This is a genomic window from Candidatus Thermoplasmatota archaeon, assembly GCA_035541015.1.
GTDB lineage: Archaea > Thermoplasmatota > SW-10-69-26 > JACQPN01 > JAIVGT01 > DATLFM01.
In genome coordinates, this window is record DATLFM010000038.1 from 1 (window position 1) to 20,061 (window position 20,061).

19 protein-coding genes are annotated in these 20,061 nt (G+C 68.8%); 9 read left to right on the forward strand and 10 right to left on the reverse strand.

The window, feature by feature from the left end:
* Positions 1 to 210: 210 nt before the first annotated feature.
* Together VM681_03570 and tuf are read right to left on the reverse strand one after the other, a co-directional pair.
* The gene (locus VM681_03570) at positions 211 to 1,389 is read right to left on the reverse strand and encodes an amidohydrolase (GenBank protein ID HVL87075.1); all 1,179 of its coding nucleotides are present in this window, start codon (positions 1,387 to 1,389) and stop codon (positions 211 to 213) included.
* A gap of 119 nt (positions 1,390 to 1,508) precedes the next feature.
* Positions 1,509 to 2,771 carry a translation elongation factor EF-1 subunit alpha gene (gene tuf / locus VM681_03575; protein ID HVL87076.1) on the reverse strand — a complete coding sequence of 421 codons (1,263 nt, stop codon included), beginning with the start codon at positions 2,769 to 2,771 and terminating at the stop codon, positions 1,509 to 1,511.
* A 138-nt stretch (positions 2,772 to 2,909) separates the two neighbouring features.
* Here tuf and VM681_03580 point away from each other — a divergent pair, with 138 nt between their 5' ends.
* The 3 genes from VM681_03580 to VM681_03590 all read left to right on the forward strand — a co-directional run bounded on the left by VM681_03580 (position 2,910) and on the right by VM681_03590 (position 7,669).
* Positions 2,910 to 4,355 carry a sialidase family protein gene (locus tag VM681_03580; protein HVL87077.1) on the forward strand — a complete coding sequence of 482 codons (1,446 nt, stop codon included), beginning with the start codon at positions 2,910 to 2,912 and terminating at the stop codon, positions 4,353 to 4,355.
* Positions 4,356 to 4,475: 120 nt separating this feature from the next.
* Positions 4,476 to 6,647: a hypothetical protein gene (locus VM681_03585; protein ID HVL87078.1), complete on the forward strand. Its 2,172-nt coding sequence runs from the start codon at positions 4,476 to 4,478 to the stop codon at positions 6,645 to 6,647.
* Between the two features lie 62 nt (positions 6,648 to 6,709).
* Positions 6,710 to 7,669, forward strand: a complete 960-nt coding sequence (locus tag VM681_03590) for a hypothetical protein (GenBank protein ID HVL87079.1) — start codon at positions 6,710 to 6,712, stop codon at positions 7,667 to 7,669.
* A 12-nt stretch (positions 7,670 to 7,681) separates the two neighbouring features.
* Here VM681_03590 and VM681_03595 read toward each other — a convergent pair whose 3' ends face one another.
* The gene (locus tag VM681_03595) at positions 7,682 to 8,740 is read right to left on the reverse strand and encodes a kelch repeat-containing protein (GenBank protein HVL87080.1); all 1,059 of its coding nucleotides are present in this window, start codon (positions 8,738 to 8,740) and stop codon (positions 7,682 to 7,684) included.
* A 205-nt stretch (positions 8,741 to 8,945) separates the two neighbouring features.
* Here VM681_03595 and VM681_03600 point away from each other — a divergent pair, with 205 nt between their 5' ends.
* Positions 8,946 to 9,800: a M12 family metallo-peptidase gene (locus tag VM681_03600; protein HVL87081.1), complete on the forward strand. Its 855-nt coding sequence runs from the start codon at positions 8,946 to 8,948 to the stop codon at positions 9,798 to 9,800.
* A gap of 66 nt (positions 9,801 to 9,866) precedes the next feature.
* Here VM681_03600 and VM681_03605 read toward each other — a convergent pair whose 3' ends face one another.
* A complete protein-coding gene (locus tag VM681_03605; protein HVL87082.1) occupies positions 9,867 to 10,994 on the reverse strand; it encodes an NAD(P)/FAD-dependent oxidoreductase in 1,128 nt (375 codons plus the stop codon).
* 206 nt (positions 10,995 to 11,200) lie between these two features.
* Here VM681_03605 and VM681_03610 point away from each other — a divergent pair, with 206 nt between their 5' ends.
* The gene (locus VM681_03610; protein HVL87083.1) at positions 11,201 to 11,692 is read left to right on the forward strand and encodes a response regulator; all 492 of its coding nucleotides are present in this window, start codon (positions 11,201 to 11,203) and stop codon (positions 11,690 to 11,692) included.
* On the opposite strand, the gene VM681_03615 is transcribed toward VM681_03610, so the two are convergent.
* The gene (locus tag VM681_03615; GenBank protein HVL87084.1) at positions 11,689 to 12,822 is read right to left on the reverse strand and encodes a hybrid sensor histidine kinase/response regulator; all 1,134 of its coding nucleotides are present in this window, start codon (positions 12,820 to 12,822) and stop codon (positions 11,689 to 11,691) included. The genes VM681_03610 and VM681_03615 overlap by 4 nt on opposite strands.
* A gap of 99 nt (positions 12,823 to 12,921) precedes the next feature.
* Here VM681_03615 and VM681_03620 point away from each other — a divergent pair, with 99 nt between their 5' ends.
* The 4 genes from VM681_03620 to VM681_03635 all read left to right on the forward strand — a co-directional run bounded on the left by VM681_03620 (position 12,922) and on the right by VM681_03635 (position 16,303).
* Entirely contained in the window at positions 12,922 to 13,566 is a 645-nt protein-coding gene (locus VM681_03620) for a DedA family protein (protein HVL87085.1), read from the forward strand.
* Positions 13,567 to 13,669: 103 nt separating this feature from the next.
* Positions 13,670 to 14,854 carry an exodeoxyribonuclease VII large subunit gene (gene xseA / locus VM681_03625; protein HVL87086.1) on the forward strand — a complete coding sequence of 395 codons (1,185 nt, stop codon included), beginning with the start codon at positions 13,670 to 13,672 and terminating at the stop codon, positions 14,852 to 14,854.
* Positions 14,851 to 15,081, forward strand: a complete 231-nt coding sequence (gene xseB, locus VM681_03630; GenBank protein ID HVL87087.1) for an exodeoxyribonuclease VII small subunit — start codon at positions 14,851 to 14,853, stop codon at positions 15,079 to 15,081. The genes xseA and xseB overlap by 4 nt, the downstream gene beginning before the upstream one ends.
* 94 nt (positions 15,082 to 15,175) lie before the next feature.
* On the forward strand, positions 15,176 to 16,303 hold the full coding sequence (locus VM681_03635) for a hypothetical protein (GenBank protein ID HVL87088.1): 1,128 nt from the start codon (positions 15,176 to 15,178) through the stop codon (positions 16,301 to 16,303).
* A gap of 68 nt (positions 16,304 to 16,371) precedes the next feature.
* On the opposite strand, the gene VM681_03640 is transcribed toward VM681_03635, so the two are convergent.
* From VM681_03640 to VM681_03660, 5 genes are all read right to left on the reverse strand, one after another.
* Positions 16,372 to 17,010 (reverse strand): 30S ribosomal protein S7, encoded by a 639-nt coding sequence (locus VM681_03640; protein HVL87089.1) that lies wholly within the window; start codon positions 17,008 to 17,010, stop codon positions 16,372 to 16,374.
* A 4-nt stretch (positions 17,011 to 17,014) separates the two neighbouring features.
* Positions 17,015 to 17,443 carry a 30S ribosomal protein S12 gene (locus VM681_03645; protein ID HVL87090.1) on the reverse strand — a complete coding sequence of 143 codons (429 nt, stop codon included), beginning with the start codon at positions 17,441 to 17,443 and terminating at the stop codon, positions 17,015 to 17,017.
* A 479-nt stretch (positions 17,444 to 17,922) separates the two neighbouring features.
* Positions 17,923 to 19,071, reverse strand: coding sequence for an acyl-CoA dehydrogenase family protein (locus tag VM681_03650; protein ID HVL87091.1), 1,149 nt, complete (start codon positions 19,069 to 19,071; stop codon positions 17,923 to 17,925).
* Between the two features lie 25 nt (positions 19,072 to 19,096).
* On the reverse strand, positions 19,097 to 19,777 hold the full coding sequence (locus tag VM681_03655) for a winged helix-turn-helix transcriptional regulator (GenBank protein HVL87092.1): 681 nt from the start codon (positions 19,775 to 19,777) through the stop codon (positions 19,097 to 19,099).
* A 7-nt stretch (positions 19,778 to 19,784) separates the two neighbouring features.
* Positions 19,785 to 20,042 (reverse strand): hypothetical protein, encoded by a 258-nt coding sequence (locus VM681_03660; GenBank protein ID HVL87093.1) that lies wholly within the window; start codon positions 20,040 to 20,042, stop codon positions 19,785 to 19,787.
* Between the last annotated feature and the right edge of the window lie 19 nt (positions 20,043 to 20,061).

Here is a 20,061-nt window from a genome sequence, read left to right on the forward strand (position 1 = left end):
TCGACCTTCAGGGGGTCGGTTCCGGCAAGCGAGATGCGGGCGGTTTGCGGCATGGTTCACCTCGGGGGCGTACAAGGCCTCGAATTCTCGCGCCTCCCCGCCGCGAAGCGGAAGGGGCGTAACCTCGAGGCTAGGACGCCCGAAGGCGAGGGGTGTTTATATGGCTTGCCGTGCCGGGCGGCGTCGACGCCCCCGGCTTGCGATGAACATTCATCGCAGAACGTGGTCCGCCGCCACCCGGGCGAGCACGCGCGCCCCCACGAGAAGCGCCCGCTCGTCGATGTCGAAGGCCGGCGTGTGATGGCTTGCGTCGAGCCCTTTCTCGGGGTTGGCCGAGCCGACGAAGAAGAAGCACCCCGGCGCGCGTTCGAGGAAATACGCCATGTCCTCGCCGCCCATCGTGCGCTCCGTCGCGGTCACGTCCGTCACGCCGGGCGTCTGCCGCGCGATTTCGCGCACGCGCGCGGCGGCGGCCTCGTCGTTGGCAAGCGCGATGCCAAGCGCCTCGACGCGGACCTGCGCCCGGCAGCCCAGCGCCGCGGCCACGCCCGTGGCGACCTCGGTGAGCCGAGCGACGACGCGGTCGCGCGTCGACGGTACGTAGGATCGGAGCGTGCCGCGCAGGCGCACGCGATCCGGCAGTACGTTGAACGCGTCGCCCCCCTGGATCATGCCGACGGAAAGGATGGCCGCCTCGAGGGGGTCCACGTTTCGCGCGACGACCGTCTGCAGCGCGGCCACGACGTGCGCGGAGGCGACGATGGCGTCGTTGGCAAGATGCGGAAGAGCGCCGTGGCCGCCGCCGCCCTCCAGCTCGATCTCGAAGCGGTCCACGGCGGCCATGCACGGTCCCGGCGTGGCCCCGATCCAGCCGACCGGGCGCTTGTTCCACACGTGAAGGCCAAACGAGGCGACGGGCGCGGGATCGGCAAGCGCGCCGTCGGCGATCATTCCCTTGGCGCCGTCGGCGATCTCCTCGGCGGGCTGGAAGACGAAGCGGATGCGTCCCGCGATCTGCGCCTTTCGCGTGGCAAAGGCCTTCGCAAGGGCAAGGCCGATGGCCACGTGCGCGTCGTGGCCGCACGCGTGGCTCACGCCCGCGTTCACCGAGGCGTACGGCGCGCCCGTGGCCTCCTGCACGGGAAGGGCGTCCATGTCGAAGCGAAGGAGGATGCAAGGTCCGGGACGGGCGCCCACGAGGTCGGCGACGACGCCCGTCCTGCCGACGCCCGTGCGCACGGGCAGGCCAAGCCTGCGAAGCTCGTCGGCCACGACGCCGGCCGTGCGGGTCTCCTTGAAACCAAGCTCCGGGTGCTGGTGGACGTCGCGCCGCCGCGCGATCATCTCCGGTTCGAGCGCGGCAAGGTCGGCGTCGAGGTCGGGGGGCACGCGGCGGGAAAGGCTACGCTGGGGAAAAGGGTTGGGAAAAGGCGGAACGGGCGGGGGAGGAATCCCCCGCGCCCCCTCTTTCCCGCTCTCGGCGGCCCTTCGTGGCGCCGACGAACGATCTAACTTTCGATCTCGAGGCAGATGCCGGCCGCGACGGTCGTGCCCATGTCGCGGATGGCAAAGCGCGCGAGCTGCGGGATGTCCTTGAAGGTCTCGAGGGCCAGCGGGCGCGTCGGGCGGATCTTGACGACGCCGATGTCCCCCGTCTTCAGGAACTGCGGGTTCTGCTCCGTCGTGGCGCCCGTCTTCGGGTCCTTCTTCTCGAGGAGGGCCTCGAAGGTGCAGGCGACCTGCGCCGTGTGGCAGTGGAAGACCGGCGTGTAGCCGACCGAGATGGCCGAGGGGTGCTTGAGCACGACGACCTGGGCCTTGAACGACTTTGCCACCTTGGGCGGGTTGCTCTGGGGCCCGCACACGTCGCCGCGGCGCACGTCGTCCTTGCCGACGCCGCGCACGTTGAAGCCGATGTTGTCGCCGGGCCCGGCCTGCGGGATCTTCTCGTGGTGCATCTCGATGTCCTTGACCTCGCCGGCCTTGTTGCTCGGGTTGAAGATGACCTTGTCGCCGGGCTTCAAGACGCCCGTCTCGACGCGGCCCACGGGCACCGTGCCGATGCCGGTGATCGTGTAGACGTCCTGGACGGGGACGCGCAGCGGCTTGTCCGTGGCCTTGGCGGGCTCCTTGATGGCGTCGAGCGTCTCGACGAGCGTTTGCTTGGTCCATCCGAGCTTGTCGCTCTTCTTCGCGACGTTGTCGCCGTGGTAGGCGCTGATGGGAATGTAGCCGAGAACCTGTTCGGGCTTGAAGCCCACGGTCTTCAGGAGCTTCTCCGCGTCCGCCTTGATCGCTTCGAACTTCTTCTGGTCGTAGTTCTGCGTGTCCATCTTGTTGACGGCCACGATGATCTGCTGCACGCCGAGCACCTTCGCGAGGTACACGTGCTCGCGGGTCTGCTCCTGGATGCCCTCGGAGGCGCCGACGACGATGACGGCGCAGTCGGCCTGGCTCGTGCCCGTGATCATGTTCTTCACGAAGTCACGGTGGCCCGGGGCGTCGATGATGGTGAAGTAGGTCTTGTTCGTCTCGAACTTCTTGTGCGCGATGTCGATCGTGACGCCGCGCTCGCGCTCCTCCTTGAGGTTGTCCATGACGTAGGCGAACTCGAAACCGCCCTTGCCCTTCTCCTCGGCCTCCTTCTTGAGCTGGTCGAGCACGTACTGCGGGATCGTGCCGGTGTCCAGCAAAAGCCGGCCGACGGTGGTGCTCTTGCCGTGGTCGACGTGGCCGATGAAGACGATGTTCATGTGGGGCTTGGTTGCCATGGATTTCGCCTCGGAAACGGTATTTAAACCCTGGGGGCTTGGTTCGTATACGCCATTCCCTATTTAACGGATGCGCCGGGGCGGGTGCCGAGTAGGCCGTTGCCGAAATCTTTTCCCGCGAGCCGGCGTTGGCGCCGCGTGCGCCCGCTTTTCGCGCTGCTGCTTGCAGCCTCGCTTTTCTCGACCGTCCTCTCGGGCTGCCTGGACCCTGCCGGCACCGACCGCGACGCCCCGGACCCGCCGCCCTCGCTCTTTCTGCCCGCGCTCGTGTGCGACCCGGTCTGCAACTCCGTCGCTTCGGGCGTGGCAACGCCCGCCAACGAGCCCCACATCGCCGTGAACCCGCGCAACCCGCTCAACATCGTGGCCGGCGGCAACGACTACACGGGCCCCGTGGCGGATTCGTGGACGGGGTACTACTACTCGAACGACGGGGGCAAGACCTGGACGCGCGGCCTTACGCCCGGATGCCCCGGCTGCACGCCGACGGTTCCGCCAAGCCCGCTTTCGGCCTTTGGCCTGGCCGGCGACGCCGTCGTCGCCTTCGACAAGGACGGCAACGCGTACCTCTCGGGCTTGGCGACGCGCCGCGCGGGCCTCACCTCAAGCGGTGGAAGCGCGATCTTCGTCTCGAAGAGCACGGACGGCGGCGCCACGTGGCCGCAGGTCACGCTCGTGCACACGCTCGACGGGACGGCGGGATTCCACGACAAGGAGTGGATCGCCACGGGCCCCAACGGCGAGGTCTACGTCGCTTGGGCCCTGTTCCTTGCGTCCTCTCTTCCGAGCATCGTCTTCTCGCGCAGCGTGGACGGCGGTCGCACGTGGCTGCCCGCGCCGGTGGTCATCTCGGATCTCGCGGGCGCGAGCCTTGCCAACCAGGGCGCGATCGTCGTGGTGGGCAGCGACGGCACGCTGTACGTCACGTGGATCGACCACGCGACGCGGCGCATCGTGCTCGCCAGGAGCACGGACCGCGGCGACACGTGGACGCGCCCGACCGAGGTCGCGCGCATCACGCCGATCGGGCAGCTTCCAAACGCCGCCTACCGCACGCCCGACCTCCACACGTTTGCGATCGACGCAAGCGACGGGCCCACGAAGGACGCGCTGTACGTCGCCTGGCACGACAAGCGCAACGGCGATGCGGACATCTTCCTGTCGCGGTCGCTCGACGGCGGCGCGACCTGGAGCGCGCCGCTTCGGGTGAACGACGACGAGGTGGGAAACGGCAAGGACCAGTGGATGCCGGGCATCTCCGTCTCGGACGCGGGCCTCGTCTCGCTCCTCTTCTACGACCGGCGCGAGGACTCCGCCAACAAGCTTCTGCGGACGTACTACGCGTGGAGCGACGGCGAGCGCGTGCTTGGCAACTTCGCCCTCTCGGACGTCGCCTTCGACGGCGATCTTGGAAAAGGAAGCGCGGTGGGCGGCGCGATCAACCCGCAGGCGTCGTTCATGGGCGACTACCAGGCGATCGCCTCGGGCCCCGGCTTTGCGATCGGCATCTGGGCCGACACGCGCACGGGGGCTACAACGAACAGCGATCTCTACACGGCGCGCGTGCAGCTGCCCACCCGGTAGGCGCCAAGGGGGCGAGGGGACCTCGGCCCGGAGCGGTCGCGGGGAACGCCCGGCGGGCCTTCGGAAATCCGCGACGATCGTACCCAACCTTCCAAGAGACCCCTCGCGAAACCGTGCGCAATGCACCGTCCGTTCGCCTCACAGGTGGGCTCCGACGCAAGCCCGAGCCCCACGCGCGGGCGCCTCCTCGCCATCGTCACCGCGTCCTTGCTGCTGACCGGACTGGCGTCCGTGCCCCACGCAACCGCGAACCACCCGCAGACCGTGACGACGCCCCAGGGCACGTTTTCGATCCAGTTCGACCACGATGGCGACAACGAGTGGTGGGTCGAGGTGCTCGTGCGCGGCGCCGAGGGAGACGGCGCCGTGACCGTCGAGGCGAGGGCCGAGTCGGGTCCGTATCACCATCTCCAGGCCAAGGCCGTCGTCGACGGTTGGTCCAAGTGGGGAACCAACACGCAGGACCAATTCCGCGTTCCGCCCGGCGACCGGGTCAAGTTCCGCGCCTTCGTGATCGACAACGTGACGGGCAACGGCGGCTTCGTCGAAAGCTGCTTCTTCACGCACCCGCAAGGGGTGGAGCAATGCGACACGCCCCCGCCCCCAGGCGAATTCGACGCGACGTTCAGCGGCGTCAAAGGCAACAACTGGTGGGTCGAGGTCCGGGTCTCGGCCAACGAGCCCCTTGCCGGCGTCGACGCGCGCGTCAACTGCGCCGACCCGTGGCGCCCCCTTGAACTCAAGTCCTGGGGCTCGTGGGCCGCAAGCTTCCACATCCCCACCGGAAGCAAGGTCGACTTCCGCGCCCGCTCGACCGACGGCGACCAGGACCTCTCCCAAGGCTACACGTGGACGTCGGCCACGCCGACGTCCGGCTGCGGGGAGGCGCCGCCGCCTCCGCCACCGGGCGAATTCGACGCGACGTTCAGCGGCGTCAAAGGCAACAACTGGTGGGTCGAGACCAAGGTCACGGCCAACCAGCCGCTCGCCGGCGTGGATGCCCGCATCAACTGCGCCGACCCGTGGCGCCCCCTTGAACTCAAGTCCTGGGGCTCGTGGGCCGCAAGCTTCCACATCCCCACCGGAAGCAAGGTCGACTTCCGCGCCCGCTCCTCCGGCGGAGCGCACGACCTCTCCGGCGGGTACGTGTGGCCGGAGGCCACGCCAACGAGCGCGTGCGGCAGCACGCCGCCGCCCCCGCCGGGCGCCTACTTCGCCTCGTTCAGCGGCGTCAAGGGCAACGCCTGGTGGATCGAGGCCAAGGTGAGCGCGGAAGGAGGCCCGGTGAACGCCGTGGACGCGCGCGTGAACGGCGGCACGTGGGTCGCCATGACGCTTCGCAGCTGGGGCGCCTGGGCCGTGTCGACGCACGCGCCCGAGGGCTCCCTCGTCGAGTTCCGAGTGCGCGGCCAGGGCCAGCAGCTCGACTTCTCGCAGAACGGATGGACGTGGACGGCCGCCACCCTGTATCCGAACCCGGCCGAGTCGGGCCCGACGTTCAACGTCAAATGGCACAACGTCAAGGGGAACGCGGGGTGGGCCCAGGTCAACACCTACTCGAACGAGCGGCTTTCGAGGGTGGACCTGCGGATCGATGGCGGCGCGTGGCACGAGATGGTGCTGCAGACGTACGGGGATTGGACGCGCGCGATCTCGATCCCGAACGGATCCTACGTGCAGTTCCGCGCGACCGACTTCGGCGGCGGCCGCACGCTGCTTTCGCCGGAGTTCGTCTGGCCCAGCCTGCGCGAGGTGAAGCCTTGGCCCTCGGAGGGAAGCTTCGTCCGGTACGAATTCCGCGACGGCGTGAACGTCCCCGACGGCAGCTACTCGAACAACTCGGCCGGCGTGGCGACGTTCACCTTCCGGTCGGGCGCCTGGCGCATGGACTGCTCCTGGACGTGGGAGGAGCGCATCGACTTTGGGGCCACGGTCAACCGTGGATCGGCCTCCGTGGTCACGAGCGACCCTCCGCCCACGGGACCCCTGAACCGCTCGGCCACGACAAACGTCACGATCCCGTGGATGCGGTCGCCGTGCTCCATGGACGAGCGCGAGGTCGAGATCAAGGGCATCGAGAACCGCGGCACGGAGCTTCGCGATCCCGCGGGGCGCCGCGTCGAGCTCATGGCCTGGCACGGCGGCAACGTCGACTGGCAGGACGAGTGCGCCTGCCAGGGCAACGACGCCTACTGGGAGACGCGCAAGGGCTTGATGCTGGACTGGTGGTTCGGAGGCCGCGTGAACAGCGATCGCGGGTGGATCGTGGCGACAGACGCCCCCGTGTACTGAGGCCTAGCACGCGCCTACTCCATCGCGAAAGGCTTTAAATCGGGCAAGGGCGAGCGGGGCGCATGCAGCCGTCCCGTCGCCGACCGCTCGTCCTCGCGCTCCTCCTCGTCGCCGTGGGCGCCCTGGGGGCCGTCGCCTCCTCGGGCCCGGCGCCAAACGTGGACTACTGCACGCCGCAGCCCGCCTTCACGCGCGGCCAGGTCTGCGGGGACATGGCGCGCAACGTGCACGCGACGGTCCAGCCCATCGACATCATCTTCGGAGGCTCGCTTCCCCACCCGGACGTGAAGGTCCTGCTGCTGCCGCCGGCGCACGGGGACCTCGGCAATCCGCTCTCGGGACCCAGCGTGCTCGACTACCAAGCGGCGATCCTGCGCGGCATCCACAAGTGGAACGAGATCATTCCCAAGTTCGCCGACGAGTTCCCCCAGTACGACTACGTTCGCGCCGTGACGGCCACGGTGGAGATCTGGGACGGGGTCTCCGCGATCGATCCGGCGGGCTTCGACTTCATCATCGCGTACACGGCAAGCGGCCCCGTCTTCCGCGGCGTGGCCGTGGGCCCGCCCTGCAGCACGTGCGTGCAGCAGGTGATCGACTCGCTGGGCCTGGGCGACGACGCGCACTACTCCAGCCGCTTCATCGTCCTCTCGCTGTTTGCGAACGCTCCCCGGGCCGGCCAGTTCTCGCCCGACTTCCCGGAGGTCAACGACATCGAGATCGTGACCATGCACGAGTTCGCGCACGTCTGGGGCGTGGGCCACACGCAGACGTGGTTTGCGGACACGGGCCCCGATCTCATGAACAGCCCCTACGCGTACATCTACGGCGACGGAAGCGCAGTGGGCGACGGCGGCGAGCGCACGCCGCTCATGTGCATCAGCTCCCTGGACCTCTACGCGCTCGCTCGCGTCTACGAGTGGCTCCCGAGCGGGACGTACCGCCCCTCGGCGCCCGGCATCCTGCCCGGCACGATCTCGGTCACGCTGCCCGCCGACGTTCCGTACAAGCTGTACTGCTAGCGCCGGCGTCCCTCAGCCAAGCGACTCGACCACGGGGGAAACCGTGAACCCCGGCTGTTGGCCGCCCAGCATCGCGTACACGCGATCGCCCACCGCAGCGGCACCCAGCCCATGCCGCGAGGTCGGCATGCGGGGAAGCGAGCGCCACTGGCCGGTGGACGGATCGTACGCCTCGGCCTCGTGGTACGTGCGCTGCGTGTCCTCGCCGCCCAGCACGACGAATTGTCCTTGGAAGGTCGCTGCGGCGATGCCTCCGCGCGGCGTGGGCATGGGCGCCAGGGCCGTCCAGGCGCCCGCCGCGGGGTCGAAGGCCTCGAGCGCGCCGGTGTTCGTCGTGAGCGTCATCTTGCGGCCGCCCACGGCGTAGATCTTGCCATCGAGCGCCACGGCGGCAAGATGGTCCCTCGTGGTCGGCAGGCTGGCAACGCTGCTCCAGGTCCGCATGGAAAGGTCGAAGACGTCCACCTCCGCCACGAGCGCGTTGCCGACGCCCACGCCCCCGACGAGATAGACCTTGCCGTCGAGCACCGCGGCCGCGTGCGCGCCACGCGCTCGCGGGAGGTTGGGCAGCGATTCCCACGCGCCGGCGGCCGGATCGAGCCGGAACGCAAGCGGCTGGGGCACGAAGGCGCTTGTCGTGTAGCCACCAAAGACGTACACCTTGCCGTCGTGCGCGACGGCAGCCGTGTGGTGGATGGGAAGCGGGAATTCGGGCGCGGCCGACCACGCGTCGGCCTCGGCGTCGTACACCTCGACGAGGCCCGTCGCGCGGACGTCGACAAAGCCGCCGATGACGTAGATGCGCGGGCCAAGGGCGGCCGCGGCGACTTCCGTGCGCGGCGCAGACGCCGGCGCGTGCGAACGCCAGGAGAAGTTGCCCGCCGCAGCGGGCGCCTGCTCGCGGGAATCGTTGCGGGCGGCGGGCGGCTCGCGAGGCTCGTTCGAGCCGGGCGGAGGATCGGACGATTGTCCCCCATCCGCGTCCGGCGGCCGATTCCCGTCGCCCTCTTCCGGGGACAAGCAGCCGGCTACGAGGAGAGCCGTCACGGAAAGCGTGATGGCCGTTCGCATGGGAGTCGAACTCCGCGTCGGCTCAAAAACCCAAGCGGCGCGTCGTTGAACGGTGGCCCCCTTCAACGGCTGTACCACCGCCGCACGCTCATCGCGCGGTCGATCGTGCGAACGTCCTCACGCATGCCGCGGGGTGGGCATTCGCGTACCATGCCGTTCGGGGTACGCTCAAGACCGAGCCGGGCCCCTTGACCTTCGACGTCCCATGGCCTCGTCCCGTCTCTTGCTCCCTACGCTTGCGCTCGTCGTCGCGATGCCGCTCCTCCAGACCGGCGAGCTCCCGTTGGCCGCGGGCATTGCGGGCGCCTCGAAGGGCCACTGTGTCGACGAGGACCTTTGCGTGGAGCCCTCGCCCACGCATCCATGCGTCCGGGCCGGCCCGCGATGGGCGTGCCTGCCGGTCTCCTGCCTTCGGGGTCCGATGCCTCCGCCCTTGGCAAGCCCACTTGGGCTTCTGAACGGCTGGGATCCGAGGACCTTCGAGGTGGCCCTCGCCGTGGACGGCGAGTTCGTGACGGCCCACGGCGCCGCGTGGCGGCAGGAGGCTCTCTCCATTTTCGCGACGGTAGGCGCCTTCTACTCGCGTTGGGTGAACCTGCGCGTCGCCGTGGTCGACCTGCATGTCCACCACTTCGCAGGCGACGAGAACGAGCGGCTGGAGCAGCTTAGCCAGCATTACCGCCAGGACCATTCGGGTCTCCGCCGCGAAGCCACGCACCTTCTGTCGGGCAGCGGGGAGGGCGGCCTTGCATCGTGCATCGGAACGGCCGGGAAGGCCGAGGAAGCGTTCAGCGTGAGCACGGCTGCTCATCCAAACGGCGTGCCGGGCCTGCTTGCCGACCCGGAGGCCGCGGCTCGGCTGGCGGCACACGAATTGGGGCACCTTCTCGCCGCGCACCACCACTACGCAAATTGCATCGAGCCCGCAGGGGGCTACGATCCCCAACGCCCGCGGCAAGCCTGCACGATCATGGTCCCAAAGCACGAGCTCACGACGCTTTCCATGAGCGCCATGGAGCGGCTCGTGATGCGCGGGCACGCCGAAGGCGCAAACCTCTAGGCGGCCAAGGCCGCGGTGCGGGCGCGTCGCGGTCCAAGAGCGCGAGCCCCAGCGGGCTCGGGGACGTCACCAGCTGTATCGCCGGCTCAAGCTCATGGCGCGATAGATGGTGCGAACGTCCTGCAGGCGATCCAGGTTTCCAAAGAACGTCTTGAGGAGCGTCCACCGGTTCTCGGACTTCGGCACGCCGTCGCCCGAGCGCGTGACCTTCGGCAGGAAGCGGATGAGTCGGGCGATCTCCTCGTTTGTGGCCTCGGCGATCCACGCGACGGCCTTCTTGTAGGCGGGGTTCATGATGGGGTGCGTCATGATGCGCTCGTTGTAGAGGGCAAGCTCGTCGCGCGCGACGCATTGGGCCAGGATCTCGCTCGACAGGATGACGGCCGCGATGCCGCCCTTCGTGAGCGGGTTCGTGAGGCCCCCGGAGTCGCCCACGAGCGCGACGTTGGGGAACGCCGGGTCGGCCACCTTGTCGCCGTTGAACCCGATGGGATAGGCCTCGCGCACGGCGACTTTGCCGTCGACGCCCTTGTCCTTCATGAACCGGTCCAGGCGCTTCCAATCCTGGGTGGGGTTGTCGGCCAAGAGGCCCACGTTCAAGGTGTCGTCTTTGGGGAAGATCCAGGCGTACTCGCTGCAGTAGGCTTTGTCGGTGTAGAACTCGAGCCGGTCGGTCGCGTAGGAGCTGTGCTTGACGCGGTACTGGATTCCGAGCTTGATGTCGATCGTGCCGCCGATGTATTTCCGGACGACGCTTCCCGGCCCGTCGGCTCCGATGAGCACGTCGTAGGCCATGTGGGGCAGGTCCTCGAGGAGGATCTTCTTGTTGAGCACGAGCTTCCCGCCCTTCTTCCGGAACGACTCGGCCATGGCGGGGATCCACGTCGCGCGCTCGATCGTGTGGCACTTCTGCTCGACGTGGATGACCTTGTCGCCGGGCATGTACCAGGCGGCTCCACGGAACGTCTGGGCGACGTGCGGGAACGAGTCGAAGGCGGCAAAGCGACGGAGGTTCTCGTCGCTGATGCCTTCCCCGCAGAGCGTCGTGTAGGGCTTCTCCGCGCTCTCGTAGATCGTGATCTGGTAGGGGCGCCCGTCGGGGCGAGGGTGCGCCAGCAGCTGGTGGGCCGTGATCATGCCGGCGAGGCCCCCTCCCACGATCTTGACGTCAAGCGGCTTGCCCAGGCCCGGCATCGCGGCGCCAAAGCGGCGATGGTCCCTTGAGCCTTTCCCACCGGCCGCAGCCCCGACGCCTCTTCAAGGCGGTGCACTCGGTTCGCGACGCAGTTGAACCCTGCGGGTGGAGCGGTGTCCGTCACGCGGTGACGACGAAACGGCTATCCCAAAGAGGCGCCCATGGGCTGGCAACGGGGGCCCCCCGCACGTCGGCGACCACGAGCTTGAAGGATCTCGAACAGTCGCTCGGATTTTTCCAGCAGACGGTCCTCATCGTGGACGACGAACCGGACATCCGAACGAGCCTGCGCGACCTCCTGCAAACCTCGCTTCGAGGCCTTCGGACGCTGACCTGCGAGGACGGCAAAGCGGCGGCCGAGGCTCTCAAGCGGCAACCCGTGGACCTCATCATCGCCGACTACCGCATGCCGGAGATGGACGGCCTCGAGTTCCTCAAGCTCGCGCGCAAAGCCGCGCCCGAGGTCCCCCGCATCCTCGTGACGGCCTATCCGGACCTCGACCTTGCGATCCGGGCGCTCAACGAGGCCGCGATCGAGAACTTCTTCACAAAGCCGCTGGAGCCGGACAAGATCCTCGACGTTTCGCGCGGCCTGCTGCACGAGCGCCGGATCGCGGAGATCCGCAACCGAGCCTTCATCCGGTCGCTCGATCTCCTCTCGCGTCGCCTCGAGCGTCCGGCCGACTCGCTGCTCTAGGGCGCAGCGGCCGGCAGGCGAAGCTCGAACACCGCCCCGCGGCCCGGGCCCTCGCTTTGCGCACGAAGCGTGCCGCCGTGCCGCTCCGCAAGCTCGCGTGCGATGTAAAGGCCAAGGCCGGTTCCCTCGCGCTCGTGGGCCTGCTCGAAGGGTCGGAAGATCTGCGTTTGGGCCTCCGGCGGAAATCCCGCTCCCGTGTCGGACACGCGCGCCAGCACCGCCTCGCCGTCGCGCGCGCAGTGGATCTCGATCCGGTCGCCCGCGCGCGTGGCCTTGAGCGCGTTGCTCAGGAGGTTCGCGACGATCTGGTCCAGGCGCTCGGGGTCCGCCGCGACGAGAAGGCCCTCCGGCGCGTCCACCACGAGGCGCTTTCCCTCCTCGGCCGCAAGGTCGACGAAGGGGCGCGCGGCCTGCGCGACGCGGACGCCAAGGTCGACGGTCGCGGGACGCAGCGGGAAGCGCCCGGACTCCATGCGCGCGACGTCAAGCATGTCGGAGACGAGGTTGCCCAGCCGGCGCACGTTTGCGTCGAGGATCTCGACGGCCTCCTGCTGGCGCGCGGTGAGGGGTCCAAGCTTGCCCGTCCGGAGCAGATGAAGCTGCAGGCGAAGCGGCGTGAGCGGCGTGTGGAGCTCGTGCGCGCTCAGGTTGACAAGCTGCGTCTTCAGACGGTCCATCTCGCGCAGGCGCTCGACCTCGCGCTCCTGCTCGGCGCGCGCCATGCGCTCGAGCTCCGCGCCCTTGCGCTCGATCGCGTAGCGGATGGCCCGCAGGAGCGAGTCGGGCAAGAGCGCGTCCTTGCGGAGGTAGTCCTGCGCTCCGTGCCGGACCGCCTCGACGCCCAACGTCGGGTCGTCGGAGCCCGTGAGCACCACAAGGGGCGTCTGCGGCCGCTCCGCAAGGAGGCCCGCGACGGTGGCCAAGCCCCGGCTGTCGGGGAGGTCGAGATCCGTGACGACCGCGTCGACCGTGCGCTCGGCCAGGATCTTGCGCGCCTCGCCAAGCGTCGAGGCCGCGCTTGTTTCGAACGGTTCGCCCGTTTCGCGCAGCGTCTCCTCGAGGAACCTCAGGTCCCCTCGGTTGTCCTCCACCACCAGGACCCGGGTCGCTCGCGCCGCAAATTGCGTCATCGGGTCCGCTCCATCCGTCGGGAACGGCGTCCGGTGGCTTCAACCCCGACGCCGCCCTTGTCGCAACGCTTTTGGACCCGCCGGCCGTAGCCGGCCCCGTTGTCGAGCCTCACCGAGGCCCTGGTCGAGCTGGCCGCCGAGACCATGCACGCGCTGGGTTACTTCGGCGTGTACGTGCTCATGGTGATGGAGTCGTTCATCACGCCCATCCCGAGCATGGCCGTGATGCCCACGGTCGGGTTCCTCGTCGCCGACGGTCGCATGGAGCTTGGCCTTGCGATCCTCGCCTCAAGCGCAGGCAGCCTCACCGGATCGCTCGTCGGCTACGCCACGGGCGCTCGCCTGGGGCGCCCGGCGCTTCTGCGATACGGCCGGTACTTTCTGCTCCACGAGCGGCACCTTCGCAGGACGGAGGAGCTGTTTGCCCGCTACGGGGGCGCGGTGGTCTTCGTGGGCCGGTTCCTTCCCGTCGTGCGGCACCTCATCAGCATCCCGGCGGGCATGGGCCGCATGCCGCTTCCGCGCTTTGTCGCCTTCACGCTCCTTGGCGCCACCGCGTGGAATTGCATCCTGCTTGTCGTCGGCATGACGCTGCGTTCGGAGTGGCACGTCGTCCGCGCCGGGTACGCGTGGGTGGACTACGCGGTCGTCGCCGCGCTTGCCGCCCTCGTCGTCTGGTGGGTCGTCTCGCACCGCCGGCGCAGCGGAGCCGACGTCGACGCGGCGGCCGAGCCCGCGCGCTAGCCGCCGCGCGAAAGGGCGTGCTCCGCACTTTCGGCCCGCCGGGCGAAAGCTTCAACCGGGCGCACGGCTAAGGGTAGTCGTGGCCACCCAGCGGCGCTTGGACCTGCCGACGGGCGTTTCCGAGCCGGCGGAGGGCCCGCCTCCGTCCGTCCCCTACCTCAGCGTCACGGAGCTCAACCTCCACCTCAAGGCTCGCCTGGAGTCCGACGAGCGCCTCGCGGACGTCTGGGTGAAGGGCGAGGTGTCGAACTTCAAGCGCGCCGAGTCCGGCCACCTTTACTTCACGCTCAAGGACGCCGGAGGCCAGATCCCCTGCGCCATGTGGCGGCGCGCTGCGGCCGGCCTGCGCTTTGATCCGCAGGAGGGCACGCAGGTGCTGGCACGCGGCAGCGTGAACCTCTACGAGGCGCAGGGCAAGGTGCAACTGTACGTCACGGAGATGCAGCCCGTGGGCATGGGCGCGCTGTACCTCGCGTTCGTGCAGCGCAAGCAGAAGCTCGAGCGCGAGGGCCTCTTCGATCCGTCGCGCAAGCGCCCGATCCCGCGTCACCCGCGCGCCATCGGTGTCGTGACGTCGCTCTCCGGCGCCGCCGTGCGCGACGTCGTCCGGATCGCCACCCGCCGCTATCCGCTTGCCGCGCTCGTGGTTCGCGGCGTGCGCGTGCAGGGCGAGGGCGCCGCGCAGGAGATCGCCGAAGCGATCGCGCAGTTCAACGCGCAGACGGGATCGGCCCGCGTGGACGTGCTCGTGGTCGGCCGCGGCGGCGGAAGCCTCGAAGACCTTTGGGCCTTCAACGAAGAGGTCGTGGCGCGCGCGATCGCCGCCTCGCGCATCCCCGTCGTGTCGGCCGTGGGCCACGAGACGGACTTCACGATCGCTGACTTTGTTGCCGACCTGCGGGCTCCGACGCCCTCGGCGGCCGCCGAGCTTGCCGTGCCCGACCGCGAGGATCTCCTTCGCACGCTCGACCGCGAGGCGGCGCTTCTTGCGCGCCGCGCCGCCGACGCGCTCCGCGAGCGCGCGCAGCGGCTCGACGACACCCATGAGCGGCTCCTGCGCGGCGCGCAGGCCGTCCTCGAGCGCGCCAACATGGCCCTCGTGCGGGAGGCGAAGGCGCTCGACTCGCTCTCGCCGCTTGCAACGCTTGCCCGCGGCTACGCGATCGCGCGGACGGAGCAGGGCGTGGTCCGCAGCGTGCGGAGCGTGACGGCCGGGGAGGCCATGGACGTGATCGTGGCCGACGGGACGATCCAGACCAAAGTCAAACGGACGGAGGCGAATCCATGACGGCGACCACGGCGGTGGAAGAGAGCTTCGAGGCGCGGATGGCACGGTTGGAGGCGCTCGTTCGCGAGCTCGAAGGCGGAGGGCTTGGCCTGGACGCGTCCATGCGCAAGTTCGAAGAGGCCGTGGGCCTCGTGCGCGGACTGCGCGAGCAGCTTGCCCGCGCCGAGTCGCGAGTGCTCGAGCTCACGAAGGACGGCCAGATCCGCGAGCTGCGTTTGGACGCGTGAGGACCCCGCCCTTTAAGGGCCGCGGAAAATGGCAGCCAACAAGCTTATCTTAATCCAAGTGGGCTAGGGGCACCGGTCTGGGAGGCCGTCCAAGATGTCTGCATACAACGTCATGAACCGTTTGGCGCTCGTCGCCGTCACCGCCGCCCTCGTGCTCTCCGGGTGCATCGGCTCCTCCGAAGAGCCCGAGGAGGTCGCGACCCAGAGCGTGGAGACGAACGCCGACAACACGAAGGTCAAGGTGACCGAGGACGGCGTCACGGTCGACACGGGCACCGGAACGGGCACCGTCGTCGACGAGGAAGGCAACGAGATCTCGATCGGAACGGCGTGGGTCCGCGAGTATTGGGGGACGCAGGCGTCGCTTCCGCTGGGCGAGGAGACCCGCCGGACGGGGCACCTCGTCGGCTCCTCCAGCGCCCAAGCCTATGCGTTCGGACGCTGGGCGCGCATCGAGCTTGCGCCGGGGAAGATCGTCGCTCCCGGCACGGGATCGCTCGAACTTACGGTCACCTATTCGCCGCCTCCGACCATGGCCAATGCCAAGCTCTACCTCCGCTACGCGACGGCCGCCGGAATCGAGTATTCGGATTGGCAACAGGTCGTCGCCGGCACGCCGGTCGACGTAAAGGTTGGCGAAAAGGACTGGGACGCCCCCCTGGCGGCCCGATCCCTGTGGATGTTCGACGTGCGCGTGCTCGCGGACGGCTCGGACCCGCTCGACTCGCCGGTCACGCTCAAGGTCGTCGCAAAGCGCGCGCCTGGCGATCTTCCGGCCTTTGACCCACCCGCCGACCGGTGGGCCGAATCGAACAAGCTTGATCTCGTGAAGGGGCTCAAGCGGGAGGTTTTGTTCATGGAAGCGGACCCCGCCGTGTTCGGCTGGTGGGTCGGCAGCGGAAACGTCATCCGGCCCGCTGAGAACGCCATCGTGCCGCCGGGATCCAAGCTCATCACCGCCACCATCTCGTGGACAAACCCCGGCGCGGCCAAGCCCATCTTGTACTACCGCTGGAGCGCCGACAACTGGGGCCCCATGGACGTCACGGAGGACGGCGCCATGCAGCGCACGTTCACCTTCGCCGTTCCCGAGAAGCTCGTCGACTCGCCGTACCAGGCGCGGACGCCGTGGTACTTCTTCTTCGGCGCGGAGGGCTCCAACGGGCCCGTCGGAGTCGCGGGGCCCGGAACGTTCACGTTCGACGTCGTCGTGGGCAAGTAGACCGCCACCGCGGGGACCCCGGGGTCCCCGCGCGGCTTCCTTTCGCGTGGGCGCCGTCTGCTTGCGCGCTACCGCGCCGACTTCGCGACGCGCTCGACTTCTTCCTTCTTTGCGACCGCCTTCGACTCCATCTCGCCCTTGCTGGCGCGGATGATCTCCTGCGCAAGCCACTCGTGCATGGCGCGCGGGTTGCGGTTGTACGCGAGCGCGCGGGCGCCCTCGCACAGGTGGCGAAGGGCGATGTCGAGGCGGCGCGAGGGCGACACGTCGACGGCCTTGGGGACCGAGATGCCGCCGTAGCGCAGGCGCGTGACCTCCTCGCGCGGCGCGGCCTTCTCGATCGCGCGGACGAGCACCTGGATCGGGTTCTGCTTCGTCTTCTGCTCGACGATCGCAAGCGCGTCGTGCACGACCGTGTAGGCCTTGCTCTTCTTGCCCGTGTACATCTCGCTCTTCATGACGACGTTCACGAGCCGCTCGACGATGTTCAGGCGCTGCTTGCCAAAGGGCTTGTTCGCGTGGCGCGCGCTCGTGTGAGGGATGCGCACGGCGTGGAGGTTGATGTATTTGCGAAGCGAGGCGTCCGCGACCTCGACGCCGCTTGTGTCCCACCGGTCGAACAGGAGCGTGGTGGTGCCGGGGGCGGGGTTTGCCGCAGCGGGGGTGGTCGGAGTCGCGTCGGCCGGAGGAGTCTCGTCGGGCGCCATGGGTTCACCGCATCGGCTTTTCCTTGCGCCCGCGAACGAGCTCGAGGAGGGAGACGTTGTTGACCTGGATGACCTTGTACCGGACGCCGGGGATGTCCCCGTACGAGCGGCCCATGCGCCCGCCGATGCCCTCGACGAGGACCTCGTCGTGCTCGTCGATGTAGTTGATGGCGCCGTTGCCCGGCGCAAAGGCGGTCACCTGGCGGCCGTTCTTGATGAGCTGGATCTTGACGGCCTTCCGGATGGCCGAGTTGGGCTGCTTGGCCTCGATGCCCACCTTCTCGATGACGATGCCGCGGGCCTGCGGAACGCCCTCGAGCGGGTCGGACCTCTTCTTGAGCTGCAGGATGCGGCGCTTGTAGTAGCGGTCGCTCCAGCGCAGCTTTGCGCGGTTCTTCTGAAGCTTTCGCGCGGCGAAGAGTCCGGTTGCCATGAATGCACCTGAGGCGGATGCGGGGGTTGCGATTGCGCTTTTGGTATTTAACCCTGCAGGACGGACGGAAAAGAAGCGCGCGCCCGCCGGCTGCGATGATCATTCATCGCAGCGAGCGGACTGGCTGCAGGAAGAAAGGGAGGGACACCGCGAAAAATGGAAGGTGTTGCCGTACCTGTCGCTGGAGATCGGGGTGTCCCACTGCGACCCGGTTGCCGTTACGGGTCGTGTCGAGCCGCGCCTTGCGGCGCGCCTCTTCGTCCCATAGGTGCCCAGCGCCGCATATAAGGACTTTCCAGAACCTCTATTCGAAAACGCCCGCCGCACCCCGGTTTCCGGTGGACGCCGGTGGCCACTTTCGACCGATCGCTCATAGATAAGGCTTGTCGGGCGAGCGTATTCGATTCTCCCAGCGGAACGCTGACATATCAATATCGTCAAGATGCATGCATTGGAGCCACCGCGGCGCTCGAAAGTTCCTATGCGTGAAGGCCCAACTGGCGGGCGATCACGAGGCGCTGGATCTCGCTTGTCCCCTCGAAGATCTCGAACACCTTCACGTCCCGGAGATAACGCTCCACGGCGAACTCGCGGGTGTACCCGGCGCCCCCGAGGATCTGCACGGCCCGGAGGCAGACTTGGGTCGCCCGCTCCGTCGCCAGGAGCTTGGCGACGCTTGCCTCCATCGTGTAGCGCTCGCCGCGGTCGCGCAGCTGCGCCGCCTTCAGGGCAAGGAGCCGGCCGGCGTCGATCCACGTGGCCATGTCGGCGATCATGTGCTGGATCGCCTGATGGTTGGCGATGGGCTTGCCAAAGGCCTCCCGCGTCTTCGCGTAGCCGATCGCGTCCTCGAGCGCCGCGCGCGCGATGCCCGTGGCGCCCATGGCGCTCATGATGCGGCCGCCGTCGAGCGTGGAGAGGGCGATCTTGAACCCCTCGCCGGGCCTCCCAAGCACGTTCTCGGCGGGGACGGCGCAGTCTTCGAAGACGAGCTCCGAGGTGGGGCTTGCGCGCATGCCCATCTTGTCCTCCACCTTGCCCGCGGTCATGCCGCGGGTTCCCTTGGGCACGAGGAAGGCCGTGACGCCGCGGCTTCCAAGCGCCGGGTCGATCGTCGCGTAGACGAGCACGAGATCGGCGATGCTGCCGCTTGTCACCCACGACTTCACGCCGTTGAGGACGTAGACGTCCCCCTCGCGCCGCGCGGTCGTCTTGAGCGCGGCAGCGTCGCTTCCGGCCGAGGGCTCGGAGAGCGAGTAGGCGCCAAGCCACTTGCCGGAGGCGAGCGGAACGAGGAACTTCTGCTTCTGCTCCTCGGTGCCGAAGCGGAGGATGGGAGCGCACGTGAGCGAGTTGTTGGCGCCAAAGGCGCCCATGTGCGTGGCGTCGCCCCAGGCGATCTCCTCGGTGACAAGCGCGAAGCTCACGGCGTCGGCGCCGGCGCCGCCGTACTGTTCGGGCACGTTCACGCCAAGGAAGCCAAGCTCGCCCATGCGGCGGACCGTGGGCCAGGGGAACTCCTTCGTCTTGTCCGCCTTCGCGGCGACCGGGCGGATCTCCTTCTCCGCGAACGCGTGGGCGAGATCGCGGATGGCGCGCTGCTCCTCCGTGAGCGCGAGGTGGACCATCGGCCGGGGAAGGACCGAGCGGGCTTCAAAGCTTCGCGAAAAGGAGGTGGACGAGCCCGCGCTGCATCTGCCCCTGCCCTTCGGCCGCGGGTGCCGCGCCCGTCGGGGCCGGAGCGTCGGCGGACGCGGGCGCGTAGGCGGGCCCGGCCGGCGGCGGCGGGGCTTCCGCGCGGACGTGCCGCGCGTCGAGGTTCGCCCACCCGGCAAGGAAGCGGTCGACGGCGGCGTCCATGAGGCTCTCGCGGATGGCCGTGAGCGCATCCACGACGGCCTCGGGATCCCGGACGCGGTAGTACACGAGGCCGTAGGCGCGCGTCCGCTCGACGACCTCCTTCTCCACGAGGCGCTTGGCGTGGTACGTGACCGTGCTCGAGGAGAGCCTCACGCGCTCGGCAAGCTCGCCGTGCGTGATCCAGCCGGCGCGCAGGATCTCGACGATGAGCGAGCGCGTGGCGCGGGGCTTGAGCACCGGGACGATCTTGCGGTACGCGTAGCCTTCGCCGCCGTGGATGAAGTAGCGCTTCGTGTACGCCTCCTTCTCGGAGACGAGAAGGCCTCGCTTCTCGAGGAGGTCGAGGTGGTAGTTGAGCTGGCCTTGCGAGAGACCAAGCTCGCGCTCCATCTCGCGGAGGTAGGCTCCCGGGTGCTTGGCGACGTACCCGTAGATCCGTTTTCGCGCGTCGAGCTCAAGGAGGTCGCCTTCCAAGCGGGGATCACCGGAGCGTCCCGAAGTACAGGAGGAGCAGGGCCACGAAGTCGAACGCAAGCGGCCAGCTTTCCAGGATCGCGATGGGCGTGAACTGGTTGGCCACGTAGAGCGCGCCCTTCACCGCGAAGATCGCAAACGCCGCGGCGAAGATGGCCAGTCGCTGCCCGCCGATCCGCCGGTGGGCGGCCACGGCCACGATGGTCAGCAAGGCAGCCAAGCCCAGGACCGCCACGCCCAGGAAGCCTTCGATTGCGCCCGTCATCGTCGTCCCTCCGCCGCTC